This is a genomic window from Pseudohongiella acticola, from assembly GCF_001758195.1.
GTDB classification, from domain to species: domain Bacteria; phylum Pseudomonadota; class Gammaproteobacteria; order Pseudomonadales; family Pseudohongiellaceae; genus Pseudohongiella; species Pseudohongiella acticola.
Genome location: NZ_MASR01000001.1, coordinates 1,591,506 through 1,616,169, shown reverse-complemented (window position 1 = coordinate 1,616,169; position 24,664 = coordinate 1,591,506). Strand labels below are relative to the sequence as shown.

The 24,664-nt window shown below is 54.8% G+C and carries 18 protein-coding genes and 3 pseudogenes; 6 read left to right on the top strand and 15 right to left on the bottom strand.

Annotation, left to right across the window (positions count from 1 at the left end):
* The first annotated feature begins 96 nt into the window (after positions 1-96).
* Entirely contained in the window at positions 97-1,167 is a 1,071-nt protein-coding gene (locus tag PHACT_RS06825; RefSeq protein ID WP_070116497.1) for a S1C family serine protease, read from the top strand.
* Between the two features lie 2 nt (positions 1,168-1,169).
* Here PHACT_RS06825 and PHACT_RS06820 read toward each other — a convergent pair whose 3' ends face one another.
* Positions 1,170-3,122 carry an ATP-binding cassette domain-containing protein gene (locus PHACT_RS06820; RefSeq protein ID WP_070116496.1) on the bottom strand — a complete coding sequence of 651 codons (1,953 nt, stop codon included), beginning with the start codon at positions 3,120-3,122 and terminating at the stop codon, positions 1,170-1,172.
* A gap of 109 nt (positions 3,123-3,231) precedes the next feature.
* Here PHACT_RS06820 and PHACT_RS06815 point away from each other — a divergent pair, with 109 nt between their 5' ends.
* Both PHACT_RS06815 and PHACT_RS06810 read left to right on the top strand, forming a co-directional pair.
* Complete coding sequence (locus PHACT_RS06815) at positions 3,232-3,933, top strand: response regulator transcription factor (protein ID WP_070116495.1); 702 nt, start codon at positions 3,232-3,234, stop codon at positions 3,931-3,933.
* The gene (locus PHACT_RS06810; RefSeq protein ID WP_070116494.1) at positions 3,930-5,243 is read left to right on the top strand and encodes a sensor histidine kinase; all 1,314 of its coding nucleotides are present in this window, start codon (positions 3,930-3,932) and stop codon (positions 5,241-5,243) included. The genes PHACT_RS06815 and PHACT_RS06810 overlap by 4 nt, the downstream gene beginning before the upstream one ends.
* Here PHACT_RS06810 and PHACT_RS06805 read toward each other — a convergent pair.
* From PHACT_RS06805 to glnA, 6 genes and pseudogenes are all read right to left on the bottom strand, one after another.
* Positions 5,240-7,177, bottom strand: coding sequence for a GldG family protein (locus PHACT_RS06805; RefSeq protein WP_070116493.1), 1,938 nt, complete (start codon positions 7,175-7,177; stop codon positions 5,240-5,242). The genes PHACT_RS06810 and PHACT_RS06805 overlap by 4 nt on opposite strands.
* A 9-nt stretch (positions 7,178-7,186) precedes the next feature.
* Positions 7,187-7,921 carry an ABC transporter permease subunit gene (locus PHACT_RS06800; RefSeq protein ID WP_070116492.1) on the bottom strand — a complete coding sequence of 245 codons (735 nt, stop codon included), beginning with the start codon at positions 7,919-7,921 and terminating at the stop codon, positions 7,187-7,189.
* A 50-nt stretch (positions 7,922-7,971) separates the two neighbouring features.
* Positions 7,972-8,676, bottom strand: a pseudogene (locus PHACT_RS06795) (ABC transporter ATP-binding protein); the annotation flags it as partial.
* A 149-nt stretch (positions 8,677-8,825) separates the two neighbouring features.
* Positions 8,826-10,247 (bottom strand): nitrogen regulation protein NR(I), encoded by a 1,422-nt coding sequence (gene glnG, locus PHACT_RS06790; protein ID WP_070116491.1) that lies wholly within the window; start codon positions 10,245-10,247, stop codon positions 8,826-8,828.
* Between the two features lie 90 nt (positions 10,248-10,337).
* Positions 10,338-11,426, bottom strand: a pseudogene (glnL, locus tag PHACT_RS06785) (nitrogen regulation protein NR(II)); the annotation flags it as partial.
* Between the two features lie 317 nt (positions 11,427-11,743).
* Entirely contained in the window at positions 11,744-13,153 is a 1,410-nt protein-coding gene (gene glnA / locus PHACT_RS06780; protein ID WP_070116489.1) for a type I glutamate--ammonia ligase, read from the bottom strand.
* A 429-nt stretch (positions 13,154-13,582) separates the two neighbouring features.
* On the opposite strand from glnA, the gene thiI reads away from it, so the two are divergent.
* Complete coding sequence (gene thiI / locus PHACT_RS06775; RefSeq protein WP_070116488.1) at positions 13,583-15,043, top strand: tRNA uracil 4-sulfurtransferase ThiI; 1,461 nt, start codon at positions 13,583-13,585, stop codon at positions 15,041-15,043.
* Here thiI and PHACT_RS06770 read toward each other — a convergent pair.
* The 3 genes from PHACT_RS06770 to PHACT_RS06760 form a co-directional block, all read right to left on the bottom strand.
* Positions 15,035-16,165, bottom strand: a complete 1,131-nt coding sequence (locus tag PHACT_RS06770; protein ID WP_070116487.1) for a HupE/UreJ family protein — start codon at positions 16,163-16,165, stop codon at positions 15,035-15,037. The two genes, thiI and PHACT_RS06770, sit on opposite strands and share 9 nt — an antisense overlap.
* Positions 16,162-17,442: a hypothetical protein gene (locus tag PHACT_RS06765; RefSeq protein WP_139141457.1), complete on the bottom strand. Its 1,281-nt coding sequence runs from the start codon at positions 17,440-17,442 to the stop codon at positions 16,162-16,164. The genes PHACT_RS06770 and PHACT_RS06765 overlap by 4 nt, the downstream gene beginning before the upstream one ends.
* A 112-nt stretch (positions 17,443-17,554) precedes the next feature.
* Complete coding sequence (locus tag PHACT_RS06760; RefSeq protein WP_070116485.1) at positions 17,555-18,985, bottom strand: DUF4331 domain-containing protein; 1,431 nt, start codon at positions 18,983-18,985, stop codon at positions 17,555-17,557.
* A 441-nt stretch (positions 18,986-19,426) separates the two neighbouring features.
* Here PHACT_RS06760 and typA point away from each other — a divergent pair, with 441 nt between their 5' ends.
* Both typA and dtd read left to right on the top strand, forming a co-directional pair.
* Positions 19,427-21,253 carry a translational GTPase TypA gene (gene typA, locus PHACT_RS06755; RefSeq protein ID WP_070116484.1) on the top strand — a complete coding sequence of 609 codons (1,827 nt, stop codon included), beginning with the start codon at positions 19,427-19,429 and terminating at the stop codon, positions 21,251-21,253.
* Between the two features lie 138 nt (positions 21,254-21,391).
* Complete coding sequence (gene dtd / locus PHACT_RS06750; RefSeq protein ID WP_070116483.1) at positions 21,392-21,829, top strand: D-aminoacyl-tRNA deacylase; 438 nt, start codon at positions 21,392-21,394, stop codon at positions 21,827-21,829.
* Between the two features lie 18 nt (positions 21,830-21,847).
* Here the strand turns inward: dtd and tatC are convergent, their stop codons facing one another.
* From tatC to hisI, 5 genes and pseudogenes are all read right to left on the bottom strand, one after another.
* The gene (gene tatC / locus PHACT_RS06745; protein WP_083264401.1) at positions 21,848-22,711 is read right to left on the bottom strand and encodes a twin-arginine translocase subunit TatC; all 864 of its coding nucleotides are present in this window, start codon (positions 22,709-22,711) and stop codon (positions 21,848-21,850) included.
* A gap of 180 nt (positions 22,712-22,891) precedes the next feature.
* Positions 22,892-23,350, bottom strand: a pseudogene (gene tatB, locus PHACT_RS16765) (Sec-independent protein translocase protein TatB); the annotation flags it as partial.
* 158 nt (positions 23,351-23,508) lie between these two features.
* The gene (gene tatA, locus PHACT_RS06735; protein WP_070116482.1) at positions 23,509-23,754 is read right to left on the bottom strand and encodes a twin-arginine translocase TatA/TatE family subunit; all 246 of its coding nucleotides are present in this window, start codon (positions 23,752-23,754) and stop codon (positions 23,509-23,511) included.
* A 63-nt stretch (positions 23,755-23,817) separates the two neighbouring features.
* Positions 23,818-24,195 carry a phosphoribosyl-ATP diphosphatase gene (locus tag PHACT_RS06730; RefSeq protein WP_070116481.1) on the bottom strand — a complete coding sequence of 126 codons (378 nt, stop codon included), beginning with the start codon at positions 24,193-24,195 and terminating at the stop codon, positions 23,818-23,820.
* A gap of 48 nt (positions 24,196-24,243) precedes the next feature.
* Positions 24,244-24,657: a phosphoribosyl-AMP cyclohydrolase gene (gene hisI, locus PHACT_RS06725; protein WP_070116480.1), complete on the bottom strand. Its 414-nt coding sequence runs from the start codon at positions 24,655-24,657 to the stop codon at positions 24,244-24,246.
* Positions 24,658-24,664 lie beyond the last annotated feature (7 nt).

Here is a 24,664-nt window from a genome sequence, read left to right as displayed (position 1 = left end):
CTGCCTCATGGCTCCATGCCACTGACATCAGTCCTTGAATTTGCTTTTAGGCGCCGCCATCATCCCTAAACGTCGATAGAGATACTGGAGTACCCTATGAAACGCCTCCTTGCCCTGCTGCTTTTCGGTTTTACCGCTATCACCGCCTCCACCACAGCGCTTGCCGCCGACTACGACAGTTTCCGCACCAACGACGAAGAAAACAACATTGACGTCTTCAAAAGTGCCAGTCCGTCTGTGGTGTACATTACCAACTCACGCATGGTGCGACGTTCCGTATTTAACCTTAATCCGGAAGAAATACCGCAAGGCAGTGGGTCGGGGTTTGTCTGGGACAAACGCGGATATATCGTCACCAATTTCCACGTTATTCAAAATGCTTCCCGGGTCACCGTGACACTGCAGGATGGCACAGCCTGGCAGGCACAGGTCGTCGGGGCAGAGCCGGACAAGGACCTGGCTGTGTTGCGCATTGATGCACCGGCCGAGCAATTGACGCCGGTCGCACTGGGTGATTCGGGATTGCTGGAAGTAGGGCGCAAGGTACTGGCCATTGGCAATCCGTTTGGTCTGGATACCACATTAACGGTAGGCGTAATCAGCGCGCTGGGGCGTGAGATCAACTCGGTTACGCGGCGCCAGATTCGTGATGTGATACAGACCGATGCTGCCATCAACCCCGGTAATTCGGGTGGCCCGCTTCTTAATTCGCTGGGGCAGCTGGTTGGCGTCAACACTGCTATCTACAGTCCCAGTGGTGCCAGCTCCGGTATCAGTTTTGCCATACCGGTGAATACGGTGAAAAAAATTGTGCCGGAGCTGATTGAATTTGGCCGTGTGCAAACACCGACACTGGGCATCAGCCTGTTCCCGCCGCAGTACGCCGATTATTACCGTAATCGCTGGCGCATTGAGGGCGTGATTGTGCTGGATGTGTTGCAGGGCAGCAGCCCGGAACGTGAGGGCATGCGCGGACTGACTGAGACGCGGCAGGGCATCGTGCTCGGCGATGTCATTGTCGAAGTCGATGGTAGCGTGGTGACGAATGAGGATGATCTGCTTACGGTGCTGGAAGCCAGGGAAGCGGGCGATACCGTCGAGGTGGTTACATTGCGGGATAATGCTCGCGTTATTTACCAGATAGAGTTGCAGGCCACTCGCGAATAAGACTATTCCGCGAGCAGCTCCTCCAGCTCGGTACTTTTTTCCAGCCAGTTTTCTTCGGCCTGGCTGAGTTCGGCCTTGCAGTAACCCTGCTGGCGCACCAATTCAGTCAGTTCATCGCGCCGGCTGTCTTCATAAAGAGAGGCGTCACCGAGTCTGTCTTCCAGTACGCTCAGTTCGGCGCTGAGTTTCTCCATGGTTTTTTCCAGCGTGCGCACTTCACGTCTCAGCGGTGCCAGTTGCTCGCGCTGGATGGCGGCCTGTTTTCGTGCTTCCTTTTTATCGACCACGGGCGGAGGAGCAGGTTGTCGGGCGGCAGATTTGCCAGTAGTAGAGCTGGTTGTATCCGTGCTTTTTTTGGTGCCCGGCTGAAAATCAGCTGTGGCGCCTTTGCCTTGTTCCTGCATCCAGCGGGCATAGTCATCAAGGTCGCCAGCAAACGGGGTGACCCGGCCCTGGTGAACGGTAAAGAATTCGTCAACGGTGTTGTTCATCAAGTGGCGATCGTGTGAAACCAGCACCAGTGCGCCTTCGAAACCCTGCAGGGCCACCGTCAGCGCATGCCGCATCTCCAGGTCCAGGTGGTTGGTGGGCTCATCCAGTAACAGCACATTGGGCTTTTGCCAGACAATCAGTGCCAGTGCCAGACGTGCTTTTTCACCGCCGGAGAAATTGACGATAGGCTCGGACACCCGATCACCGCGGAAGTCGAAACCGCCCAGAAAGTTACGTATCTCCTGTTCGCGTGCGCCGGGGTCGGCGCGTTGAATCAGAGTGGTCGGGCTGGCTTTCATGTCGATGACATCAACCTGATGTTGGGCAAAGTAACCAACACGCAGGTGTTTGGATGCGACTACCTCGCCTTCCAGTACCGGCAGCTGCTCGGCCAGCGTTTTCAGTAGCGTTGATTTGCCTGCGCCGTTAAACCCCAGCAGCCCGATACGGGTGGTGTCGTGCAGTTTCAGGTTGATGCCCTGCACCAATGGCTGATCAAAACCGATGCTGACTTTCTTGAAATTGAGCAGATCACTGGCGGTTTTTTCAGGTGTCAGAAATTCGAACCTGAAAGGTGAATCGATGTGCGCTGGTGCAATCGCTTCCATACGCGACAGTTCCTTGAGGCGACTTTGTGCCTGTTTGGCTTTACTGGCCTTGGCCCGGAAGCGGCGCACAAAGTCTTCGATCTCGGCTTTACGCCGCATCTGTTTCTCGGCCGCCGCCTGCAGTTGAGCCAGACGTTCGGCGCGCTGAATTTCGTAAGCAGTGAAATTGCCTTTGTACATGAACAGGTTGTTCTGCTCGAAACTGACGACGTGGTCGATGACCTTGTCGAGGAAGCTGCGGTCATGCGAAATCAACAACAGTGTGCCCTGATAACGATTAAGCCATTGCTCCAGCCAGATGGTTGCTTCCAGGTCCAGGTGGTTGGTGGGCTCGTCGAGCAGCAATAAATCCGAGGGCGCCATCAAGGCAGCGGCCAGGTTCAGGCGCACCCGCCAGCCACCGGAGAAGGCAGAAACCGGCTGCTGAAAGCTGTCGATGGCAAAACCCAGGCCGGACAACAGCTGCTCAGCACGTACCTGCACATCATAACCGTCTATCTTGTCCAGTTCGTTATGCAGATTGGCAATGGCATGACCGTCATTGTTGTCTTCAGCGCGAGCTAACTGGTCTTCGATCTGGCGGTAGCGTTCATCGCCGTCGATTACATAATCCAGCGCCGATCGCCTGGCCCCCGCGGTCTCCTGTTTCATCCAGGCGCAGCGCAGGCCATCCGGAATGAACAGATCACCGGCGTCCAGTGCAATCTGCCCGGTCAGGCAGGCGAAAAGGCTGGATTTGCCGCTGCCATTGCGGCCGATGACACCGGTTTTCTGGCCTTTGTGGATGGTGATGCTGGCGCTGTCGAGCAGCGTGTGCTCACCGCGCATCAGGCGGGCGTTGTTAAGACTGATCATGCGTCAACCGAGGTTTGTACCAGTGGGTGTATGTTTGAAAACGGGCATTATACGCCAGAGCGCCATCACAGATTGATTTATGTCCGGCAAATTCGTAAACTCCTGCCCTATGAAGCAGATACTAATAATAGATGATGACGAAAAACTGGGCCAATTGCTGACGCAGTATCTGGACCGTTATGACATGAAGGTCACGGTTGCCCACACGCCGAGCAAGGGATTTGAGCTGCTCAAGCGTTCCAAGCCTGATCTGCTGATTCTGGACGTCATGTTACCTGAAAAAGACGGCTTTGAAATCTGCCGCGAAATCCGCGCTAAAACCTCAGTGTATGGCCATTTGCCGATCATGATGCTGACCGCCCATGGCGAAGTCACTGATCGTATTGTGGGCCTGGAACTGGGCGCGGACGATTATCTGCCCAAGCCTTTTGAGCCAAGAGAGCTGGTGGCCCGCATCACCAATATTCTGCGCCGCGCTGGCGACGAAATCCGGGCGGACAATGATCTGCCTCGTATTGAGGGGCTGGACGTTGATACCAGCCGCCGTACCGTCCATCTGGACAGTGAACTGGTTGAGCTGACGACTATGGAGTACGAGTTGCTGGTGCTGTTCATCCAGTCTCCCAACAAGACGTTTACCCGGGACGAGTTGATGAACCGCCTGCGCGGCATCGATGCTGAACTGTTCTCACGGGCCGTGGATACCCTGGTCAGCCGCTTGCGTCACAAACTTAAAGACACCTCCAAAACGCCGCGATTCATCAAGACTGTGTGGGGGCGCGGCTATACTTTTGTCGGTCAATTGCAATGAAATCCCTGCTGCCGAAAGTGACCGGATCTCTGTTCTTCCGGCTCTTTCTGATTTTCAGTGCGACCGTTATTCTTTTCTTTTTTGTTATTACCTTTTCCATTCGCCAGATTGATGAGAACTGGCGCCGGGAGCGACTGAATCCGTTGCCGGTGTTCTATCTGGACAATGTGCGTTTGCTGGTTGATGCCATCGGCATTCCGCCGGATCTGCAGCGCGCGGCGGAACTGGCGCGCGACCTGTCACTGACCATCATCATCCGCAGTCCCCATATCAACTGGCAATCCGATGACGAGTCGGATCTGGATATCTCCAGTACCGTGTTTGTGCGCACGCTGTCCGATGACTCGCAGATGCTTGCTGCCGGCAACGAGCAGGTGATTCGTGTTGCTCGCGGCGGCTATGAGTACTTCCTGAACCGCAAGGCACCGTCGCTCAGTGACTACGACTACATTGTTGTTTATCTCGGACTTGGTTTTGCGTTATTTATCCTGTTCTCCAACTACTGGCTGGTCCGTCGCCTGATGGAGCCGGTTGCAAAACTGCGTGAAGGGGCTGAAAAAATCTGCGCCGGCGATTTGGGCTACCGGGTTGAAGTAACCCGCGAAGATGAGTTGGGTGAGCTGACCGAAAGTATCAACCACATGGCCGATTCCCTGCAGTCCATGCTGGAAGCCAAGCGACAGTTGCTGCTGGCTATCAGCCATGAGTTGCGGACCCCGGTCACGCGCGCCAAGTTGCAGCTTGAGTTCATGGAAGACGGTGATCTGCGTGAAAATCTGAGTGACGATATCAATGAAATTGATCTGTTGATCAGCGACCTGATTGAGGCTGAGCGACTGAGCACACAGCACTCAGCCCTGATTCTGGATGATGTCGACTTTGCTGACTACATCCGCATGCTGGCAGAGCAGTTTCAGCATTACGAAGGCGGCCTGGAAGTGGACCTGCCCGACACCGATTATTCCATGCGTCTCGACAAACTGCGCATTCGCCTGTTGATGGCCAATATCGTCAATAATGCGATTCGTCATGGCCGGGGCCAGCCCGTCACGATAAAGGTGGCTTTCGAGGGTGAGCAGCGGGCCGTGCTGCAGATCATTGATCAGGGGGAAGGTATTGCTGCAGAGCATCTGCGTCATATCACCGAGCCCTTCTATCGGGTCGACAGTGCGCGTCAGCGTAATACGGGTGGTTTTGGTCTGGGGCTGTATCTGTGTAACCTGATCGTTGATGCCCATGGCGGCACCCTGAAGATAGACAGTCAGCCCGAGCGGGGTACCCGGGTGACTGTTTCCATCCCCATAACCTAGCGGGTTTGCTTCCGACGACGATTGCGCAGCAATGTGGCGATCAGCACTGCGATGATGATCAGCGCAGGGATCAGGGCGGTATTGATGGCTTTCAGCACCGCACCCAGTCTGTCGATCTCGTTGTTAAGCTCAAACTGCACTTCTCGCAGATCGCGACGGGTATCGAGCTGTAACTGAATAAAACGTTCGATCTCGGCTTCCTGTTCCGGCGAAATGGTGCCACTGCCTTGGTTGAGTGCCTGGAGTTGCTCCTCGGTTTCGGACAGCCTTTCCAGCAGGTTGGTTTCGCGTTCGCGCAGGCGTTCATCGGCTTCGCGCTGCAAGGCCAATACTCGTGTGAAGGGACGTGCATAGCGACCCCGGCTGCGAATGTTGATCAGCTCCGTGCTACCGCTGAGGTTGTCCAGAGCATTGATGACAAAGTCGCCATTGCTGGCGAAGGCGTTGATCACGCGTTGTCCGGCAACCTGCCGTGACTGTGCCCACATGCGATCAGCCAGTACATCAGAGTCTGCCACTACAATTACGCCAATATCGCTGACAGAGGCGCTCAGGTGCTCCTGCGATGCGGTTTCACTGCTGTCGCTGTCTGCTGCGGCCTGTTCTGTCTCGCTGGCATCAGCATCAGCATCAGTGGCTGCTGTCTCCGTTGATGGTGGACCGTCAGGGAAGGCGCTGGATGCTGGACCCGAGACCCGGGCCGCAAGCGTGCGATTCTGTTCTTCAGACACAAAGTCATCGATCAGCAGTGTCGGATCACCCATTTCACGGAAAAAGTCGGTGCCCATCATCATGGTCTGTTCGCTGGTCTGAATCAGCGGTTCAAAGTTGGTTTGTGAGGCATCTGCGGGGTTGAGTGAACCTGCAGACGATAAGTTCATCACCTGCAGCTGGCCGCTGACAATGTCGTTGGCAAAATGTTCGCGCGGTACACCCAGCATGCCATAGTGTGCAGTAGGACGCTGGCCCTGAGCCAGGGTCACAAACAGCGCCAGGTCCTGGTCAGTGACGACCTGCGTCGCATCATAGTCGATGCCCCAGGCGCTCAGCAGACCGGGCAGTTCGGAGCCCAGGTTGTCGCGGTAACCACCACCACCTACCATGATCTGGGTCTGGGTATCAGAGTTTGGGTCGACAAATACCAGCGCGCGGCCACCCCGCATGACAAACTGGTCAATGGCGTACAGCGTCGTTTCCGACAGCTCCTGCGGGTGCACCAGCATCAGGATATCGATTTCCTCATCAATGCTGCTGACGTCGTTCTGAAGGCGGCGCACGTCGTACATGTAACGTACGGTGTCCATGATTGCCCAGGCCCCGGTGGCCTGTTCGGTCGCCGGATTAAAACCGCCATCAATGTCGAGTGAGGTAATAAGCCCGACCACGGTCGGCTCCGGGTCCAGAACCCGGTTTATCAGGCGTGAAAATTCGTACTCCAGAAACTCTTCCTGATCCGGACGCACCAGCGGGATGGCTTCATAAACCTCGGTTTCGCCGTCAACCCGGGTGCCCGGGTCAGCCGCTACTACGCCGAAATAGACTTCTTCGCGGCCAGCCGCCAGGGGGACGGCCTGAATGCCGTAGCTGGTTGCCAGATCTTCCTGCGCCGAAAACGCTTCAGGATCGATGACTTCCAGAGTCAGGTTGCCATTGCTGGCAATGACCATTTCCCGCAACAATTCCTGCACGCGATTGCCATAAGCCCTGACCTGCGGCATCTGGCCGATGGCTTCTTCCGAATAGAAAAACGTCAGTTCGATAGGGCGTTCAAGATTGTCCAGCACCTCACGGGTACCATCGCTAAGGGTATAGAGATCATCCTGCGTCAGGTCGATACGCAGCCGTGGCAGGCTGCTGATGACAACAACGCTAATGAGCAGGGCAATACCAATCAATGCGAGGCCGGCGGGTGAAAATAATGCTTTGTTCTTCATGACCAGCTCCTAGTTCGCTTTCTTGATTTCGATAACAACCGCGCTGGCCAGCAGCCAGGCGACAATGGCAGCAGCAAAGAACAGCAGGTCCCGGATATCCAGCACCCCCTTGCTGATCGCTTCGAAGTGGGTCAGAAAGCTGAGCGTGGCGACGGCGTCTATCAGGGTTTGCGGTGCCCAGCCGGTAAAGGCGTTCATGACGATGGGAGAGCCGGAAACAACAAACAGGAAACAGATGGCTGCGGTCAGGATAAAGGCGATGACGGCGTTGCGCGTCAGTGCCGACATGCAGGAGCCAATAGCCAGAAACCCGCCGGCCATAAGCCAGCTGCCAATATAGGCGGCGAGAATGACGCCATTATCGGGTTCGCCCAGATAGTTAACAGTGAGCCAGAGTGGGAAGGTCAGCAGCAGTGCGCTGCCGCTCAAAGCCCAGGCGGCGAGGAATTTGCCAATGACGGCTTCATGTAACTGAATCGGTAACGTCAACAGCAACTCGATGGTGCCGGTTTTGCGCTCGTCGGCCCACAGCCCCATTGCCAGGGCCGGGATCATGAACAGGTACAGCCAGGGGTGAAAGTTGAAGAATGGCTGCAAGTCGGCCTGGCCACGCTGATAGAAGCCGCCCAGGTCGAACGTGGCAATGCCGTTCATGATCAGAAAGATAACAATAAACACATAGGCCAGAGGGGTGCTGAAATACGCAGCCAGCTCGCGCTTGAAAATAATACCGGTGGTTCCCATCACAGTGCTCCCTGTTCAGTGACGCTGCGGAAGAAGGCTTCCAGTCGGCCTGGCGCAGATGGCATCTCCATCAGGGCGGTATCTGCCGGTGCGCGCGCCTCCAGTTCCTGCGGCGAGCCATCTGCCACGATGCGGCCATTGGCAATGATGATGGCGCGAGTGCAGACAGCGCTGACTTCTTCCAGGATATGCGTGGACACAATAACAATTTTGTCTTTTGCCAGATTGCGGATCAGTTGCCTCACCTGATGCTTCTGGTTTGGGTCCAGGCCATCGGTGGGTTCGTCCAGGATCAGCACTTTGGGATCATGCAGGATGGCCTGGGCAAGCCCTACGCGGCGTTTAAAGCCTTTCGACAGTGTATCAATGGTCTGGTCGCAAACGCTGTCCAGCGCAACATCAGCGATTACCTGTGCGATTCGTTGGGTCTTCTCCTGGCCGCTGAAGCCACGAATCTCGGCGATAAAGTCCAGAAAATCCCGGACGGTCATATCGGGGTAGCTGGGAGCGCCTTCAGGCAGGTAGCCCACCAACGCTTTGACGGCGATTGGGTTTTCGTTGATGTCATGGCCGTCAACCTTGACGGTACCGGCGCTGGGTGCAAGAAAACCAGTGATGATTTTCATGGTTGTCGACTTGCCAGCGCCATTGGGGCCAAGAAATCCAAGAACTTCGCCCTCTGCAACCGTAAAGCTGAGGTCGTCAACGGCGGTGAAATGCTCGAACTTTCGAGTCAGGTGACTGATTTCAATCATATTGTTATTTGCCTGTCAAAGAGAGACTGTCAAAAAGTGCCTGGCAGAAGTGCATGATACAGGTGCAGGGCAATAGCTGAGGGGCAAATATAGGTGCATGGGGGTGATTTTTCAACCTGCCCCCACAGATCGTGACAATTGGGCGTTGATCAGTCGTCGTCGCTGCCCGCATCCTCGATGTTGAGTTCCTTGATTTTCCGGGTCAGGGTGTTGCGACCCCAGCCCAGCAGCAAGGCTGCATCGCGACGGCGTCCCAATGTATGTTTAAGCGCAACCTGGATCATGGTGCGTTCGAACTCAGGCGTGGCCTGCTCCAGAATACCCTTGTGGCCCAGATTCAATTCCTGGTCAGCCCATTCCTCCAGCAGCTGAGTCCAGTCGCGAGCGCTACTGTTCTGCGCCTGATGTTCCATCAGTTCCGGAGGCAGATCATCGATTCGAACTTCGCGGCTGGAAGCCATCACCGTGACCCAGCGACAGAAGTTCTCCAGCTGCCGCACGTTGCCTGGCCAGTTCAGGCCGGTGATGTATTTTTCGGTTTCAGGGCGCAGGACCTTTGCCTCCACATCCAGTTCCTCAGCGGCTCGGGCCAGAAAGTGGCGACCCAGCGTAGGAATATCTTCGCGGCGGTCGCGAAGGCGAGGGATATGGATGCGGATAACGTTGAGACGGTGAAACAGGTCCTCACGAAATAAATGCTGAGCCACCAGCTTTTCCAGATTCTGGTGCGTTGCTGCGATGATGCGCACATCGACCTTGATTGGTGTGGTGCCGCCAACCCGATAGAATTCGCCGTCAGACAACACGCGTAACAGGCGGGTCTGGGTATCGGCCGGCATGTCACCGATTTCGTCGAGGAACAGCGTGCCGCCATTGGCCTGTTCGAAGCGGCCGGTTCGATGTGCTGTCGCGCCGGTGAAGGAGCCTTTTTCATGGCCGAACAGCTCCGACTCGATCAGCTCCTTTGGAATTGCTGCCACGTTCAGCGCGACGAAAAGCTTCTCGCGCCGTGGGCTGTGTTTGTGTAGCGCGTGCGCCACCAGTTCTTTACCGGTTCCGGATTCGCCATTGATCAGAACGGTGATATTGGATTGCGACAGGCGGCCGATGGCACGAAATACTTCCTGCATGGCCGGCGCTTCGCCAATAATTTCCTTGCTGTTCTCCAGTATTGGCGCGGGTATGTCGATGTCCTGTTCGCGCGCATGCTCCAGTGCCCGTTGTGTCATCGCCACTGCTTCATCAATGTCGAACGGTTTGGGCAGATATTCAAAAGCGCCACGGCTGTAGGATGATACGGCACTGTCCAGGTCCGAATGCGCAGTCATGATGATGACCGGAAGCTGGGGGAAGCGCTCATGAACTGTTGATAGCAGGTCCAGGCCGTTAATACCGGGCATGCGGATGTCACTGATGATAGCGTCAGGTCTATCCTTTTCCAGGCGGTGTAGAAGGTCATCACCATTGTCAAAACAATGAGTGCTCAGGCCAGAACGGGTGAGGGACTTTTCCAATACCCAGCGGATGGATTTATCGTCATCCAGTACCCAGACCGTATTATGTTTGCTCATGGTATCAATACCCCATTTAAACTACTTGCCAAACTGGCCACTAAATACACCTGCGCTCTGTTTGCCCGAGCCATTGCCGTGATGGTCCGACGTTGCCTGTGCCTGCGTAATGACTGGCAGGTACATGGAAAAACGTGTGCGGCCAGGCTCGCTGCTGCACTCGATAATGCCTTTGTGCTGGTTCACGATGGAGTGAGCAATGGACAGGCCCAGGCCGGTGCCCTCGGCGCGGCCACTGATCATCGGAAAAAAGATATTGTCGATCAATTCCGGTGGTACACCGGGCCCGTTATCCACGATTTCAAGTCGTGCTACCAGGCGATGAAACACGGTGCCGATGGTAACGTTGCGCATAACCCGGGTCTTCAGTTCGATCAATCCCGAGCGATGTCTGACGTGCGGGCTGTCCAGTGCCTGCACCGCATTGCGCACGATGTTGAGCACTGCCTGAATAAGTTGTTCGAAGTCTCCTTGCAACTCCGGAATACTGGGATCGTAGTCACGCACCAGGGTAATGTCTCTGTCACTGACTTCAGCATCAACCAGATTGCGGACACGTTCCAGCACTTCATGAACGTTGAGTGAGCTGTACTCCATGGGTTTGCGCGAGCCAACCAGGCGGTCCACCAGTTTGTGAAGGCGATCCGCCTCTTCAATGATGACATTGGTATAGTCAGCCAGCTCGGAGTTGGGCAGCTCACTGGCGAGCAATTGCGCCGCACCCCGGATGCCGCCAAGCGGATTTTTGATTTCATGCGCAAGGCCGCGCACAAGCTCGCGGGTCGTTTCATGAGTTGAAATCAGGGTTTCATCGCGGCTGATTCGCTCAGCATAGTTCATGCTCTGAATTTCTATGACCACTGCCGCGTCCGGAAAGTCGGTCAGTGGCGTCACGGTATAGTCCACCTGCAGGCTCTTGCCATTCGCCAGGTGCAACTGGGTTTTGCGCTTGGTAAAGCTGTGGTGTCCAACAATTGCCTGTCGGATATCGGCAACATCATCATCCGCGTTCAGGAAAATATCGCCGACAAAGGCATTGTTGACCTGTCGGCCGCTGATAGCCAGCAGGCTCTCTGCTGCAAGATTGATATATTGCAGGCGCAGATCCTGGTCCAGCACCAGAATGGAGCTTGCCAGAGTGTCCAATAATCGTCTGTAAGAATTACTACTGGATTGCATGATATGTCGGAATACCTCGTTATATGGGGCAAGGTCATGCAATAAACAAACCACTTTCAGTAAATTGGTTCATTCCGGAGCGTTGTGCAGTGAATGAACATTTATGGCGCGTTTTTTAGCGTTTACCGGTATTGATGGTGATCTCAGGGCGCGCGTGATACATCGAACTATGCACTATGTTGGTGCGTCGCGCAATTTTGCAGGCATGCGTGCTCTTTGGCAAAGCAAAAAAAACGCCCATCGGATATTCCGACAGGCGCTTTTTTATCCACGTACACCGGTGATCGTATTTGCCGGCGTGGCGTGGGCGTTCTTACTTAGCAGCTGTAGTACATATCAAACTCAACCGGGTGGGCTGACATGTTCAGGCGAGTGCAGTCTTGCTGCTTCAGCGCGATGTAGCCATCAATCAGGTCGTCGCAGAATACGCCGCCCTGCTTGAGGAATTCGCGATCCTTGTCCAGTGATTCCAGTGCCTGATCCAGTGAGTAACAAACCTTTGGAATTTCCGCTTCTTCTTCCGGCTCCAGGTCGTACAGGTCCTTGCTGGCGGGGTCGCCAGGGTGGATCTTGTTCTTGATGCCGTCCAGGCCGGCCATCAGCAGCGCGGCGAAGTACAGGTAAGGGTTGGCTGTGCAGTCACCGAAACGCACTTCGATACGGATGGCTTTCGGGTTGCCGCCAAGCACGTACGGAATACGGATGGAAGCTGAACGGTTACGCGATGAGTACGCCAGCAGTGTGGGTGCCTCAAAACCTTTAACCAGACGCTTGTAGCTGTTGGTAGAGGCATTGCCGAAGGCATTCAGTGCCTGGGCGTGCTTGATGATACCGCCGATGTAGAACAGGGCGGTTTCGGACAGGCCTGCATAACCGTCGCCAGCAAACATGTTCTTGCCATCTTTGGAGATGGACATGTGAACATGCATGCCTGAGCCGTTGTCGCCAACCAGTGGCTTGGGCATGAAGGTGGCAGTCTTGCCAAACGCGTGAGCTGTATTCAGCACGCAGTATTTCAGGATCTGAACTTCATCTGCCTTGTAGACCAGTGAGTTGAATTTGGTGCCGATTTCGCACTGACCTGCGTTGCCCACTTCGTGGTGATGCAGTTCAATTTCCAGACCCATGGATTCCATTGTGTCGCACATTGCGCCGCGCAGGTCGCTCAGCGAGTCAACCGGAGGCACGGGGAAATAGCCGCCTTTCACTTTAGGGCGGTGACCCATGTTGCCGCCGTCAATGCTCTTGCCTGACGACCAGGCTGCTTCTTCGCTGCCAATCTTGAAGAAAGCGCCGTCCATTGCCACGTTCCATTTGACTTCGTCAAAGACAAAGAACTCGGGCTCCGGTCCAAAAAACGCCTGATCACCGATGCCGGTTGATTTCAGGTATTCTTCAGCGCGACGTGCCACGGAGCGCGGGTCACGGTTGTAACCCTGCATGGTGCGCGGCTCGATGATGTCGCAGCGCAGGTTAACCTGTATCTCGTCAGCAAACGGATCCAGCACCGCTGTGGTGTCGTCCGGCTTCAGGATCATGTCTGATTCGTTGATGCCCTTCCAGCCAGCGACTGAGGAGCCGTCAAACATAACGCCGTCCATGAAGCCTTCATCTACAACCGCCGCCGGGAAAGTAACGTGCTGCTCCTTACCCTTGGTGTCGGTGAAGCGAAGATCTACCCACTTGACGTCGTTCTCTTTGATTAAATTTAAAGTCTTCTCAGACATTCCTGATCCTCCGTGTGATCGAGAATTGGGTGACGGTTTAAAGTCACAGTTTTAAAATCTGACACAGCCGCTGATTGCTGCCGTTGCTCAGTGTTTATTTTCTTATATGCCGGTCGTGTGCTGGTTCAGCACTCAACAAACCGGGCATTCGGCATTATAATGGCGCTCGCATACCATGCCCGAGTAGCAGTGAATGAGCAAGATATATGCCATTCCTGTTGCTGCCCAGAGCCCCTGTATACGCGGTGCTTGCTGATAACCCGTGTCAGGCTAATGCGCAAAAGCGCACCAAAAAAGTGCGCCAAATTCGAGTTGGCGCCTTTTTGGTGCATAATGCCCTTTTTTGATGCGTCCGTCTCACTATTACAACCGAATTAATTCCGTCAGCTGTCACCGGTTGTCGTCCATTTCGAACACAAGGTCAGTACCATGCTTTATGTTATCCGCTTTTTCCCTGAAATTACCATCAAGACGCGTTCGGTGCGTCAACGACTGATCAAGACACTGCGGCGTAATCTGCGGATACTGATGGGCCGGATCGATTCGCGGATCAGTGTAACCGGTGACTGGGACATTCTGGAAGTGGAAACCAACACTGCAGATGAAACTCTTCTGGCCCAGGTCGTCGACGTGTTACGCAATACGCCGGGAATTTCGCTGATCAGTCAGGTGAGTAAACAGCCGTTGCCGGATTTTGACGGCATATTGACAGAAATTTTGCCTCATTATCGCGATCAATTGCAGGGCCGCAGCTTTGCTGTACGCAGTAAACGTCAAGGCAATCATGACTTCAGCTCCATGGAGCTGGAGCGTTACCTGGGCGCGGCTCTGTTGCGCGAGACCGGCGCGTCCGGGGTCGATCTGAGGCAGCCGGACGTCACCGTGCGTCTGGAAATCCGTCAACAGACCCTGTATGTGGTAACGCAGCAATGGCGCGGGTTGGGCGGATACCCCATGGGGACGCAGGAGCCGGTGTTGTCGCTGATTTCAGGCGGCTTTGATTCGGCGGTGTCGAGTTATCTGTTCATGCGTCGTGGCGTACAGACTCATTTTCTGTTTTTTAACCTGGGTGGCAAGGAGCATGAACTGGCGGTAAAGGAGGTCGCATTGTATCTGTGGATGCGGTTCGGAGCCTCCCATCGTGTCAAATTCATCAGTGTACCGTTTGAGCCGTTGTTGGGCGAGATACTGACCCGGGTAGACAGCGGCCACATGGCTGTTGTGCTAAAGCGCATGATGATTCGTGCGGCTGATCAGATCGCCCGCGAAATGAAGCTGTCGGCACTGGTAACCGGCGAGTGCGTAGCGCAGGTTGCCAGTCAGACCCTGCCCAATCTGAATGTGATCGATCAGGTAACGGATATGCTTGTATTGCGACCCCTGATTGTGACCGACAAACAGGACATTATTGACATGGCGCGGCGCATTGGTACTGAGGAGTTCTCGGCTCAGGTGCCAGAGTATTGTGGTGTGGTATCAGTAAAACCGACCACAAATGCGAAGCTTCAGCGAGTGCTTGAGGAAGAGGCGAAACTGGATATTGAACTGATAAGCGCAGCAGTGGCTGAGCGTGAAGTTCAGATGATTGACCGGGTGGTCGAAGTGCTCGAGCACCGTGACGTTGAGCCCGAGCAGGTCACAGACGTGCCTGCCGGAGCGATGGTGATTGATATACGTCACCCGCAAGAGCAGGAACGGGCGCCATTGAGCGATGAGCACTACGAGGTAGCGGTGGTTCCTTTCTATCAGCTGAGCACACAATTTGCGATGATGGATGCGTCCCGACAATATCTGTTGTACTGCGACAAAGGCATGATGAGTCGCCTGCATGCCTCTCACCTGAAAGACGCCGGCTACCAGAACGTCGGCGTCTACCGGCCCTCAGCTTAACAGCATTGGCAGAGAGCGCTCGACCAGCCACAACAATCCAAACCCGGTAATCACGATGCCGCTGGCGATCGTTGTCAGGCGGCGTGTGAGTGCGGTTTTGTCCAGCAACCACAGCACTGGCACCAGCACGGCAACAATGACCAGTTGCCCGATTTCGACGCCCACATTGAAACTTAACAGGCTGCTGATAAACAGGTGCGTTGGCAGTGCCAGGTCTCCGAGCACGCCAGCAAATCCGAAGCCGTGAATAAGGCCAAAGCCAAACGCTATCTGCCAGCTGCGGCCACGGAAGATCGGGAAAATGATGTTGAGGCCGGTCACCGCCACTGACAGGGCGATTACCGATTCCACCAGTCGCGCTGGCAGCACCACTATCTGCAACGTTGCCAGAATCAGGGTTATGGAGTGGGCTACCGTAAATGCGGTTACGACTTTAAAAATATCAACAAATATTGCTGATGATGACGCTGCAGCGGAGGGCTCACCGGGGCGTTCTGCGCGGCTTCTGCCCAGCATGATGGGAATGATCAGCGCACACAGGAACAGAATGTGATCCAGGCCTATCCAGATGTGCCAGACACCTTCGATCAGAAAGGTCCACAGATTTGCCAGTGCCGCCGCTGAGCCAGTTTGCTCAAGCTGGTGTGTGGGCTCTGACGGTGAAAACAGGCGCAGATAGGATTCGGAATTGTAGGCGATGTTGAGGATGCCGCGATGCGAGGCATCTATGTCAAACAACAGGTTGTAGTCTATGGCGAGCTCACCAGGGCTGCTGCAGCTGCCACTGAGCGGAAGATACAAAAATACACCTGAATTGCGTTGCTCCAGTTGAAACTCACCTGTTTGCAACGGGCACTCAGCGCCGGCCATGGTCAGCTGAAGGCGTGCGAGTGCATACTCATTGATCGCATCACGTTGTTGCAGTATCTCGCCCCAGGTAACCTGGCGATCCATGTTCTGGTCAACGCCCACGGCGAGTTCCAGATCGCGCACGGCGATGAGCCAGTGACCTGAAACCTGTTGGTTCTCAACTGAAAGGTCGATAAAGCTGTCGCTCAGGCTGTGGCCGGATGCCAGCGCGGGCCATATCAGCAGGGCTGCCAGAAGAATTCTTTTTATCATGAGCGTGGCTCCCGGTTGGCCGTCAGGATAGCCTGCAATCTGACATCTTGCGTGCCAACGTCATTGATCCACTGTTCGATCTCCGACAGCGTTTCCTGGTCATCGTTGGCAACGGCAGCCTGCGCGAGCAGGCGAGTGTCGGAAGGCTCTTTCTGTAACATCCAGTTTTCTCTGGCGGCGCTGAGGGCGGCTACGGGTGAATCAACCAGGTAAAGCGAGTGTTGGGCAAACTCTTTATGCGGAATGGCTTCGTTGCGCATCAAGGCCAGTTCGAATTCCTGCGTCAGCACGTCGATGATTTCAGCCGCCTGTTCGCGATCGGGCTCAGCTCCGCGCGCGCGTAGTGCTCTGGCGAGCAAAATGCGAAGTTCGGCGTTCATTGTGCTATCGGCATCTGGTGACAGTAACGCAATCAGTTCGTCTAACCGGTTTTGTTCCAGCAGCAGGTTGCTGTAGTTGACGTTCAGGTAGTTATTGTCAGGCGCAAAACGCATGGCGCCCTGATAATAAGCCTCTGCCTGTGACTGCTCGCCTGTGCGATGGGCGACAACGGCTGCTGTGGTCAGCAACTCCTGGTAATCGAGGGTGTTGAGATCTGTGCCGGTCCTAAACGTGTCAGCTATCAGGGTCAGCGCGGCGCCGGTATTACCGGTAACACCATCCAACTGGGCCTGGCAGTTGACAAAAACCGGGCGTCGGGCCGAGTCCTGCAATCTGTTGCAGCTTTGCTTAACAAGCGCATAGTCTGCCGTGACCAGGCCAATCTGTGACTGCATCATCAGTGCCTGGGTCTGTGCCTGGGCCTGTGATGGCGACAAGCGGTCGGTGCCGTTGGTCTCTGCGGCCAGAACAGGCTGTAGCTGCTCAAGAGCAGCGTCAAACTCATGGTTGTGCTGGAGTACCGCCGCCAACAGGATATGGTACATGACAGGCTTGTTTTCACGTTCAGGCCAACTATGCAGAATTGAAAGGGTGCGGCCGTAGGCGCGCGCCTCGCCTGTCGCCAATGCTACCTGATACGAGTCCATGGCGCGTTGCATGATGTCGGCGTTATTTTCTGTGGTCGAATTTGATGGCGATCTCTGTGTGCGGCGGATGTCTGCCGCCAGTTCAACAATAGCCGTTGGCAGGGTTTCCACAATTCTGTCAGCGCTATCGGGCGTGTAAGGTTGTGTGTTCCCGGTCAGAGGCAATATCGCACACGCTATCGCTCCCGCGGTCAGCAGTATGCGACGCGCAAAAAGGATACATGCGAGACCGTTGATGTTCGCGGACATAATCAGTTTGACCTGTGTTTGGGTAGTTTGATTTAGAAACATGGTGCGGAGCTTCCCTGCTCCGCACCGTGCATAGTCTCCAAAAAATTTATTTCAGAGGGGGTTCAACAACTCACTGCACTGCCGAGCCGGGCAGCGGTTCGTTGAGGTAGGGGAACGTGGTTTTAAAGTCTGCCGCGCTGACCGTAGTCTGGTCAGTAAAGGGGGCTTTGTTGTTCGGTGCCACTTCGGCATCGTCAACCAGTGCGCCCATCATGACACGCAGAGCAATGTCGACAACGTCATCACCGGGACGGCGACCGTTGGGGAAGCCGGCAGTGTCGTTGGCAAGCACACCCATGTTCAACTGCTCAGCAGCAGGCTTGGGCGCAATGCTGGTGTTCAATCGCAGCATCTCACTGCGCGGGAACATGTCGCTGGCAATATTGGCCGGCAGGTTAAGACCGGGCACGCCCGTTACCGCAGCAATCACGTCAGCGCGGGGGAAGTTCTTGGGAGCAACAGCGCCCGCGTCCGAGAACAGCAGTTCCAGCAGGAACGGCAGTGATGGGTTCTCCACATAATGAACAAACTGAGCATCATCATGCGGATGGCTGCTGTTGAACTTGTCCTTGTCAGGCAGGCCGATAATCACTTCGTTAACCAGTGGGAAGCCCAGTCGTGAAACCTGCATTGGTTCCTGGTCGCCCATATTAAGACTCGACGTCGTCCATGCGCCAATAACCGGATCTTCTTCGGTCAGGCAGGAGATTGGTACTTCCAGTGCCAGCGAGGTAACACTGGCAGCGCCAATGGGATTGGCAACCGCATCCTCAGAGCCCAGCGGGTTCAGATTGACCAGGTCGAAAACCTGTCCCAGATTAACCGCGAAACCCTCATTACGCTGCCCCACAAAAACTCTGCCAGCCGTGCTGCAGTTCGGGATGCTGACCGGGTAGATGTGAGAGTTGGCGTACTGCGCATACTCCGGAATTGACTTGGTGCCAATGTTATCTACCGGTTTACGGAACATTGTGTCGCTAGTATTGGCGTTTACCGCAATCTCTTTGGCGCCGGCACGGCTGGGACCACGAATCACGCTGAGCTGATACTCCTGTCGTGAATTGACATTGGCGGTGTCGGTTGCATCCGGGCCGATGCCGCCAGCATTGATCAATGGAATCGGGATATCAACACCATTGACGGGTACTGAAACACCCGCCAGGATCGTGGAGAAATCGAAGCTGAAAGTCAGATCTTCAATTGAGTCGCCATCGTTGTCGATATGAATTTCATACAGGCCAGCCGTTTCCAGGTCAAAATAGTTGGGACCGCCATAGGCAGCCTGCAGTGGAAAGTAGTTGGCAATGATGGTGACGTAGTCTTCCCGACCCTCTTCATAACTGCGAAACATATACAGATCGGTTGCATCCAGTCGTGGCATGCCTGCGATCATCGGTGCTTCGCGGTGACTTGAGGCGTAGCCCAGTGCGGAGGCACTGGTGATGGCTGCCGCCAGTGCATAACGTGTCCATTTCGATCGATTGATCTTGTTCGCTTTCATATTTAACTCCATGTGACGTGGTGTTCATTTCCTCACAGCGCCTGAAAAACACACCAGTGTTTTCCTCCTTTATGGCTGTGAAATTTGTCGTCAGTTCTGTTACGGGCGGCGGTTTGTCTTTGGATCGTTATATTTGAACGAATTGGTCGTTTGTTGGAGAAACTGTGATGGACCCCGCAGAATAGGAAAATACAATGTGCGTTGCGTCACAGTCTGAAAGGTTGTCGTCAGGGAGCTCGAAGCGGTCAGGTGTGGCATTCAGGGGTGTTGCAACGGCCGATCGTGGCTTCAGGGTCTTCGGAGATCACTGTCAGTGATAATCATTGGTAGGTCGAATTTCTGAGTGAATGCAGCCCATGTAATGGAATTGTCAAGATAGCTGATGTATAATCGCCCACCTTTTTTTCGGCAGTGCCCCCCTTTTTGTAATAGGTGTCCCCAGTGATTGAGAAGATCCGCAATATCGCCATTATCGCCCACGTTGACCACGGTAAAACCACGTTGGTCGACAAACTCCTGCAACAGTCCGGTACGCTGGGAGATCGCGGTGGTTCCGTAGAGCGGGTTATGGACTCAAACGACCAGGAAAAAGAGCGCGGCATCACCATTCTCGCCAAAAACACCGCGATTAACTGGAATGGCTACCATATCAACATCGTGGACACTCCCGGACACGCTGATTTTGGCGGTGAAGTCGAGCGCGTGATGTCCATGGTGGATAGCGTGTTGCTGCTGGTGGACGCCGTGGACGGACCCATGCCCCAGACCCGTTTTGTGACCATGAAAGCCTTTGCCCAGGGCCTGCACCCGATTGTTGTTATCAACAAGGTGGATCGCCCCGGCGCACGCCCTGACTGGGTGCTGAACGAAGTATTCGACCTGTTCGATCGACTCGGTGCCACCGATGAGCAACTGGACTTCCCGGTGATCTACGCCTCAGCCTTGAACGGCATTGCCGGTATGGAAGCTGATGATCTGGCCGATGACATGAATCCGTTGTTCCAGACCATCATTGATAAAGTGCCACCACCCCCGGTAAATGCCGATGCACCTTTTCAGATGCAGATCAGTGCCCTGGACTACAACAGCTATGTCGGTGTTATCGGTATCGGTCGAATCACCGGCGGTGTTGCAAAACCCAATATGCAGGTGACTGTGATTGATAAGGACGGTGAAACCCGTAAAGGCAAGATTTTACAGGTAAAAAGCCACCTCGGCCTGGATCGGGTGGATGTGACCGAGGCGAGCGCGGGCGAGATTATCTGCATTACCGGTCTGGACAGGCTGAACATTTCCGACACCCTGTGTGACCCGGACCATGTTGAGGCGATGACACCACTGACCGTGGATCAGCCCACCATTACCATGACCTTTCAGGTCAACGATTCACCGTTTGCCGGCCGTGAGGGCAAATTTGTCACCACGCGTAATATCAGGGAGCGCCTGGATCGCGAGCTGATTCACAACGTAGCGCTGCGCGTTGAACAGGGTGAAACACCTGATAAGTACAAAGTGTCTGGTCGTGGTGAATTGCACCTGTCGGTATTGATCGAAACCATGCGTCGAGAAGGTTTTGAGCTGGCGGTTTCTCGTCCGCAGGTAATCATGAAAGAAATCGATGGTGTTGTCAGCGAGCCATTCGAGGTTCTGATGATCGACTGTAACGACGAGCATCAGGGTTCCATCATCGAAGAGCTGGGCCTGCGCCGCGCGGAGATGACCGACATGTTGCCGGATGGCAAAGGCCGTGTGCGTCTGACCTTTACCGTGCCCACGCGCGGTCTGATAGGTTTCCGCTCCATGTTCCTGAGCATGACGTCGGGCACTGGCATGATGAACCACGTGTTTGATCATTATGGTCCGGCCAAACCCGGCGATCTGGCGGCGCGCAAAAATGGCGTGCTGGTCTCGATGGTCACTGGCAAGGCGCTGGGTTATTCGCTGTGGGCGTTGCAGGAGCGTGGTCGTCTGTTCATTGAGCCAAACGTGGAAGTGTACGAAGGCATGATCATCGGCCTGCACAGCCGTGACAATGACCTGGTGGTCAACCCCATCAAAGGCAAGCAGCTGACTAACGTTCGCGCCTCGGGTACCGACGAAAACATCACCTTGACGCCACCGGTCAGGCACACGCTGGAGCAGGCGATGGAGTTTATTGATGAGGATGAGCTGGTCGAAATTACCCCGGCAAGTGTTCGCATCCGTAAAAAGCATCTGACGGAGAGTGATCGCAAGCGTGCCAGCCGTGGTGGGCTGGCTCGGGGTTAAGTGAGCGCTCCACGAGGAGTCTCCTGGCAGTGGTGGCGTACGCTGCCCAGCAGCAAGGGGAGGTTCCTCGGGTACACCCTCGCTCACAACCCCTCACTACTGGGCATCGTGCGCAGATAACTGACATTGGTGTATTCCATGATAGCTTTGATACAGCGGGTTAATCATGCAAGCCTCCGTATTGATGGCGCTGAACATTGCGCCATCGGTCGGGGGCTTGTTGTTTTTCTGGGTATCGAAAAAACCGATTCGTTTGCAACCGGCGAGAAGTTGCTAAGCAAGGTGCTCAACTACCGGGTGTTTGCGGATGCTGAAGGACGCATGAATTGCAGTGCCACAGACGTTGCTGCTGAGGTGATGCTGGTGTCGCAGTTCACGCTGGCTGCGTCAACCGACAAAGGATTGCGGCCGGGGTTCTCTTCAGCAATGCCGCCTGCAGAGGCTGAAGCCCTGTATGATGACCTGGTTGAGTGGTTGCGGCTACAGCACACTGATACGGTGACAGGCGTGTTCGGTGCGGATATGAAAGTCCTGCTGGAGAATGACGGGCCGGTCACGTTTCTTCTGCGGCAATAAGTTCTCTATCGACGCAGGTCAGGCGTCGGGATTCTGTGCCTCTTCCGTTGCTTTCTTCTTCAGGAAGGCGGTACCAAAAAACACACCGAGTTCGAACAGCATCCACATGGGAAGTGCCAGCAGGGATTGCGTGAACGGGTCAGGCGGCGTTAGCAGCATGGCCACAACAAAACATCCGACCACGACGTAGGGACGCTTTTTCTTGAGGCTTTCCGGCTCAATCAGGCCTGCCCACATAAACAGGAAAACGGCGATGGGAATTTCAAAGGCAAAGCCGAAGGCAAAGAATATTTTTAATACGAAGCTCAGGTAACTGGCAATGTCGGGGGCGACGGCAATGTCTTCGGGAGCCACGGAAACAAAAAAGCTGAACACAACGCCAAACAGAACGTAGTAGGCGAAGGCCATGCCGGCATAAAACAGCAGGACGCTGGAAACAAACAGCGGGATGGCCAGTGATTTTTCATTTCTGTACAGGCCGGGTGCGATGAATGCCCAGATCTGAAACAGAAGGTAGGGTGCGCAGATAAACAGCGACGCATAGAACGTCAGTTTGAAAGGCGTAAAAAAGGGTGACGTCGGATCAATCGCGATCATGCTGGTGTCTGGGGGCAACACGGAGACCAGTGGCGAGGCAACGAAGGTGTAAATGTCGTTGGCAAAATAGATCAGGCCGAGAAAAATCACGAGCAAGGCGGCAATGCAGCGCAGGAGGCGATCGCGAAGCTCGACCAGGTGGCCAACGAGGGTCAGGTCGCCCGTTACCTCGGAGTGGTGTTTACTTTTACCGGCTGAAGGCTCTTTGCCCGCTGAAGGCTCTTTGCCAGCTGAAGGCTCTTTGCCCGCTGAAGGCTCTTTATCCGCTGAAGGCTCTTGCGTCATGTCAGTCTCTCATTTCTCGCCGGAAGATGAGTCCGAGTTCTTCGGTTTATCATCAGTGGCGGAAAACTTCCCGTTTTGCATACTAACGATGCCGGTTGGTGGGGTGCTATAGATATCCTGCGATGTTGTGTCGTCAGAGTCTTCGCTGGGATTTGCCTGCTCATCGTCAATAGCGGGTGCGGGTTCTTCAGGTGTTTCCGGTTCCGTATTGGCAGTTTTTGGCGGCGCGGTTTTTGCCTTCTCCGGCACCTGATAGCCTTCGGGGGGCGGCGTGGGTACGCCTTCGTCGGCGCTGGATGTGGTTTTACCAGCTACCTTGTTGTTACTGTCCGGATTGATTGAGCGCTTGACACTTTCTTCAGTGCTCTTGATATCTGCTTGTGTGTCTTTGATCAGTTTATCGGCGTTCTTTCGGGCCTTTTCGATATCGCCCAGAATGGATTCGTTATGTAATTGACGTCGAATCTCATCGGTGTTGATCTGTTGCTCGATCTCGGCTTTGACGTTATTGAAGCTGCGTTTGGCGCGACCAAACCACAGAGCGCCAGTGCGGATGGCGCCAGGCAGTTTGTCAGGGCCCAGTACCAGCAGCGCTACGATGCCGATGAGCAGCAGCTCCATAAAGCCTATATCAAACATTGCTGCGTTCCACGTGCTGTTACCATGAAGATGAACTCACGAAGCAGATCTCTTAATCCGGAGCCGGGCCTTGAAAACCTTTGCCAGGATGAAGCAGTTGTCGCGTCGAGAGGCGCAATTAACCGAAAGCGCCATTGTGGCTTCCGGCATCGTTGCGCTTACTTGTCTTTCGTTTTGTCGGCCTGGGCGTCAGTGTGCGCCTCGTTGTGCATGGCCTCGGAGTTCAGCTGCCCGGGCTCGTCTTCTTCACTGTCGTCGTCCTTGTCTTTAACTGCCTGCTTAAAGCCCTTGAGCGCACCGCCCAGGTCGGAGCCCAATGTGCGCAGCTTCTTGGTGCCAAACAACAGCACTATGATCAGTGCGATGATTAGCAATTGCCAGATACTGATGCCGCCGATACCCATGTTTCCTCCGATATACCCTAAAAGTTGTCACCTGAGTGACGCTGAATATGATGTTGCTGTTATCTAACCGGCCCTGGATGCTTTTTCCACCAGGCCAGACATGTTAAATCGCTTTGCCAGTTCTTCCAATACCTGCTCATGGCTCAGGTTCAGGTGACTCAGCATGACCATGCTGTGAAACCACAGATCGGCGGTTTCGCTGATCAATGCGGCAGCATCGCCGCCGGCCTCCGCATCGCGCGCTGCCAGAATGGTCTCTACGGCCTCTTCGCCGACTTTTTCCAGTATCTTGTTCAGGCCTTTCTGGTGCAGGCTGGCGACGTATGACGCATCGGCAGAAGCCTGCTTGCGTTCAGCCAGGACGGTGGCCAGTTGTGCCAGCACATCGGCCCCTGATGTGTTGGTGGGTGTGCCCTCTGATGTATTCTTGGTTGTAATCATAGTCGATTGCTTTATGACGTTTCTGTTAACTCAAATCCGGGGCTGATGTCAGTGGCCGGGTTTTGTATACATGGCCGATGGCTCTTTTAACACGGGATCGCTGATCTGCCAGCCCGGCTCGCCGTCAACCGTCGTCAATGTCCGGTAAAAACAGCTTTCACGCCCGGTATGGCAGGCAATACCGCCAATCTGTTCAACCAGGTAACAGACGGTGTCGCCATCACAATCCAGCAGAATGTCATGAATACGCTGCACATTGCCGGATTCTTCGCCTTTGCGCCAGATTTTCTGGCGCGAGCGCGACCAATACACGGCGCGGCCTTCCGCCAGCGTCAGTGCCAGCGCTTCACGATTTATCCAGGCATGGGTAAGCAGACGACGGGATTGGCGGTCCTGTGTTACAACAGGGACCAGACCATCGTCATTCCACTTGATCTGATCCAGCCAGGCTGTATGAATCATGTTACCA

What these genes read in the sequence shown, in the direction of transcription:
- PHACT_RS06825 (WP_070116497.1), top strand. Translation starts at nt 97, where the DNA reads ATGAAACGCCTCCTTGCCCTGCTGCTTTTCGGTTTTACCGCTATCACC.
- PHACT_RS06820 (WP_070116496.1), bottom strand. Translation starts at nt 3,122, where the DNA reads ATGATCAGTCTTAACAACGCCCGCCTGATGCGCGGTGAGCACACGCTG.
- PHACT_RS06815 (WP_070116495.1), top strand. Translation starts at nt 3,232, where the DNA reads ATGAAGCAGATACTAATAATAGATGATGACGAAAAACTGGGCCAATTG.
- PHACT_RS06810 (WP_070116494.1), top strand. Translation starts at nt 3,930, where the DNA reads ATGAAATCCCTGCTGCCGAAAGTGACCGGATCTCTGTTCTTCCGGCTC.
- PHACT_RS06805 (WP_070116493.1), bottom strand. Translation starts at nt 7,177, where the DNA reads ATGAAGAACAAAGCATTATTTTCACCCGCCGGCCTCGCATTGATTGGT.
- PHACT_RS06800 (WP_070116492.1), bottom strand. Translation starts at nt 7,921, where the DNA reads ATGGGAACCACCGGTATTATTTTCAAGCGCGAGCTGGCTGCGTATTTC.
- glnG (WP_070116491.1), bottom strand. Translation starts at nt 10,247, where the DNA reads ATGAGCAAACATAATACGGTCTGGGTACTGGATGACGATAAATCCATC.
- glnA (WP_070116489.1), bottom strand. Translation starts at nt 13,153, where the DNA reads ATGTCTGAGAAGACTTTAAATTTAATCAAAGAGAACGACGTCAAGTGG.
- thiI (WP_070116488.1), top strand. Translation starts at nt 13,583, where the DNA reads ATGCTTTATGTTATCCGCTTTTTCCCTGAAATTACCATCAAGACGCGT.
- PHACT_RS06770 (WP_070116487.1), bottom strand. Translation starts at nt 16,165, where the DNA reads ATGATAAAAAGAATTCTTCTGGCAGCCCTGCTGATATGGCCCGCGCTG.
- PHACT_RS06765 (WP_139141457.1), bottom strand. Translation starts at nt 17,442, where the DNA reads ATGTCCGCGAACATCAACGGTCTCGCATGTATCCTTTTTGCGCGTCGC.
- PHACT_RS06760 (WP_070116485.1), bottom strand. Translation starts at nt 18,985, where the DNA reads ATGAAAGCGAACAAGATCAATCGATCGAAATGGACACGTTATGCACTG.
- dtd (WP_070116483.1), top strand. Translation starts at nt 21,392, where the DNA reads ATGATAGCTTTGATACAGCGGGTTAATCATGCAAGCCTCCGTATTGAT.
- tatC (WP_083264401.1), bottom strand. Translation starts at nt 22,711, where the DNA reads ATGACGCAAGAGCCTTCAGCGGATAAAGAGCCTTCAGCGGGCAAAGAG.
- tatA (WP_070116482.1), bottom strand. Translation starts at nt 23,754, where the DNA reads ATGGGTATCGGCGGCATCAGTATCTGGCAATTGCTAATCATCGCACTG.
- PHACT_RS06730 (WP_070116481.1), bottom strand. Translation starts at nt 24,195, where the DNA reads ATGATTACAACCAAGAATACATCAGAGGGCACACCCACCAACACATCA.
- hisI (WP_070116480.1), bottom strand. Translation starts at nt 24,657, where the DNA reads ATGATTCATACAGCCTGGCTGGATCAGATCAAGTGGAATGACGATGGT.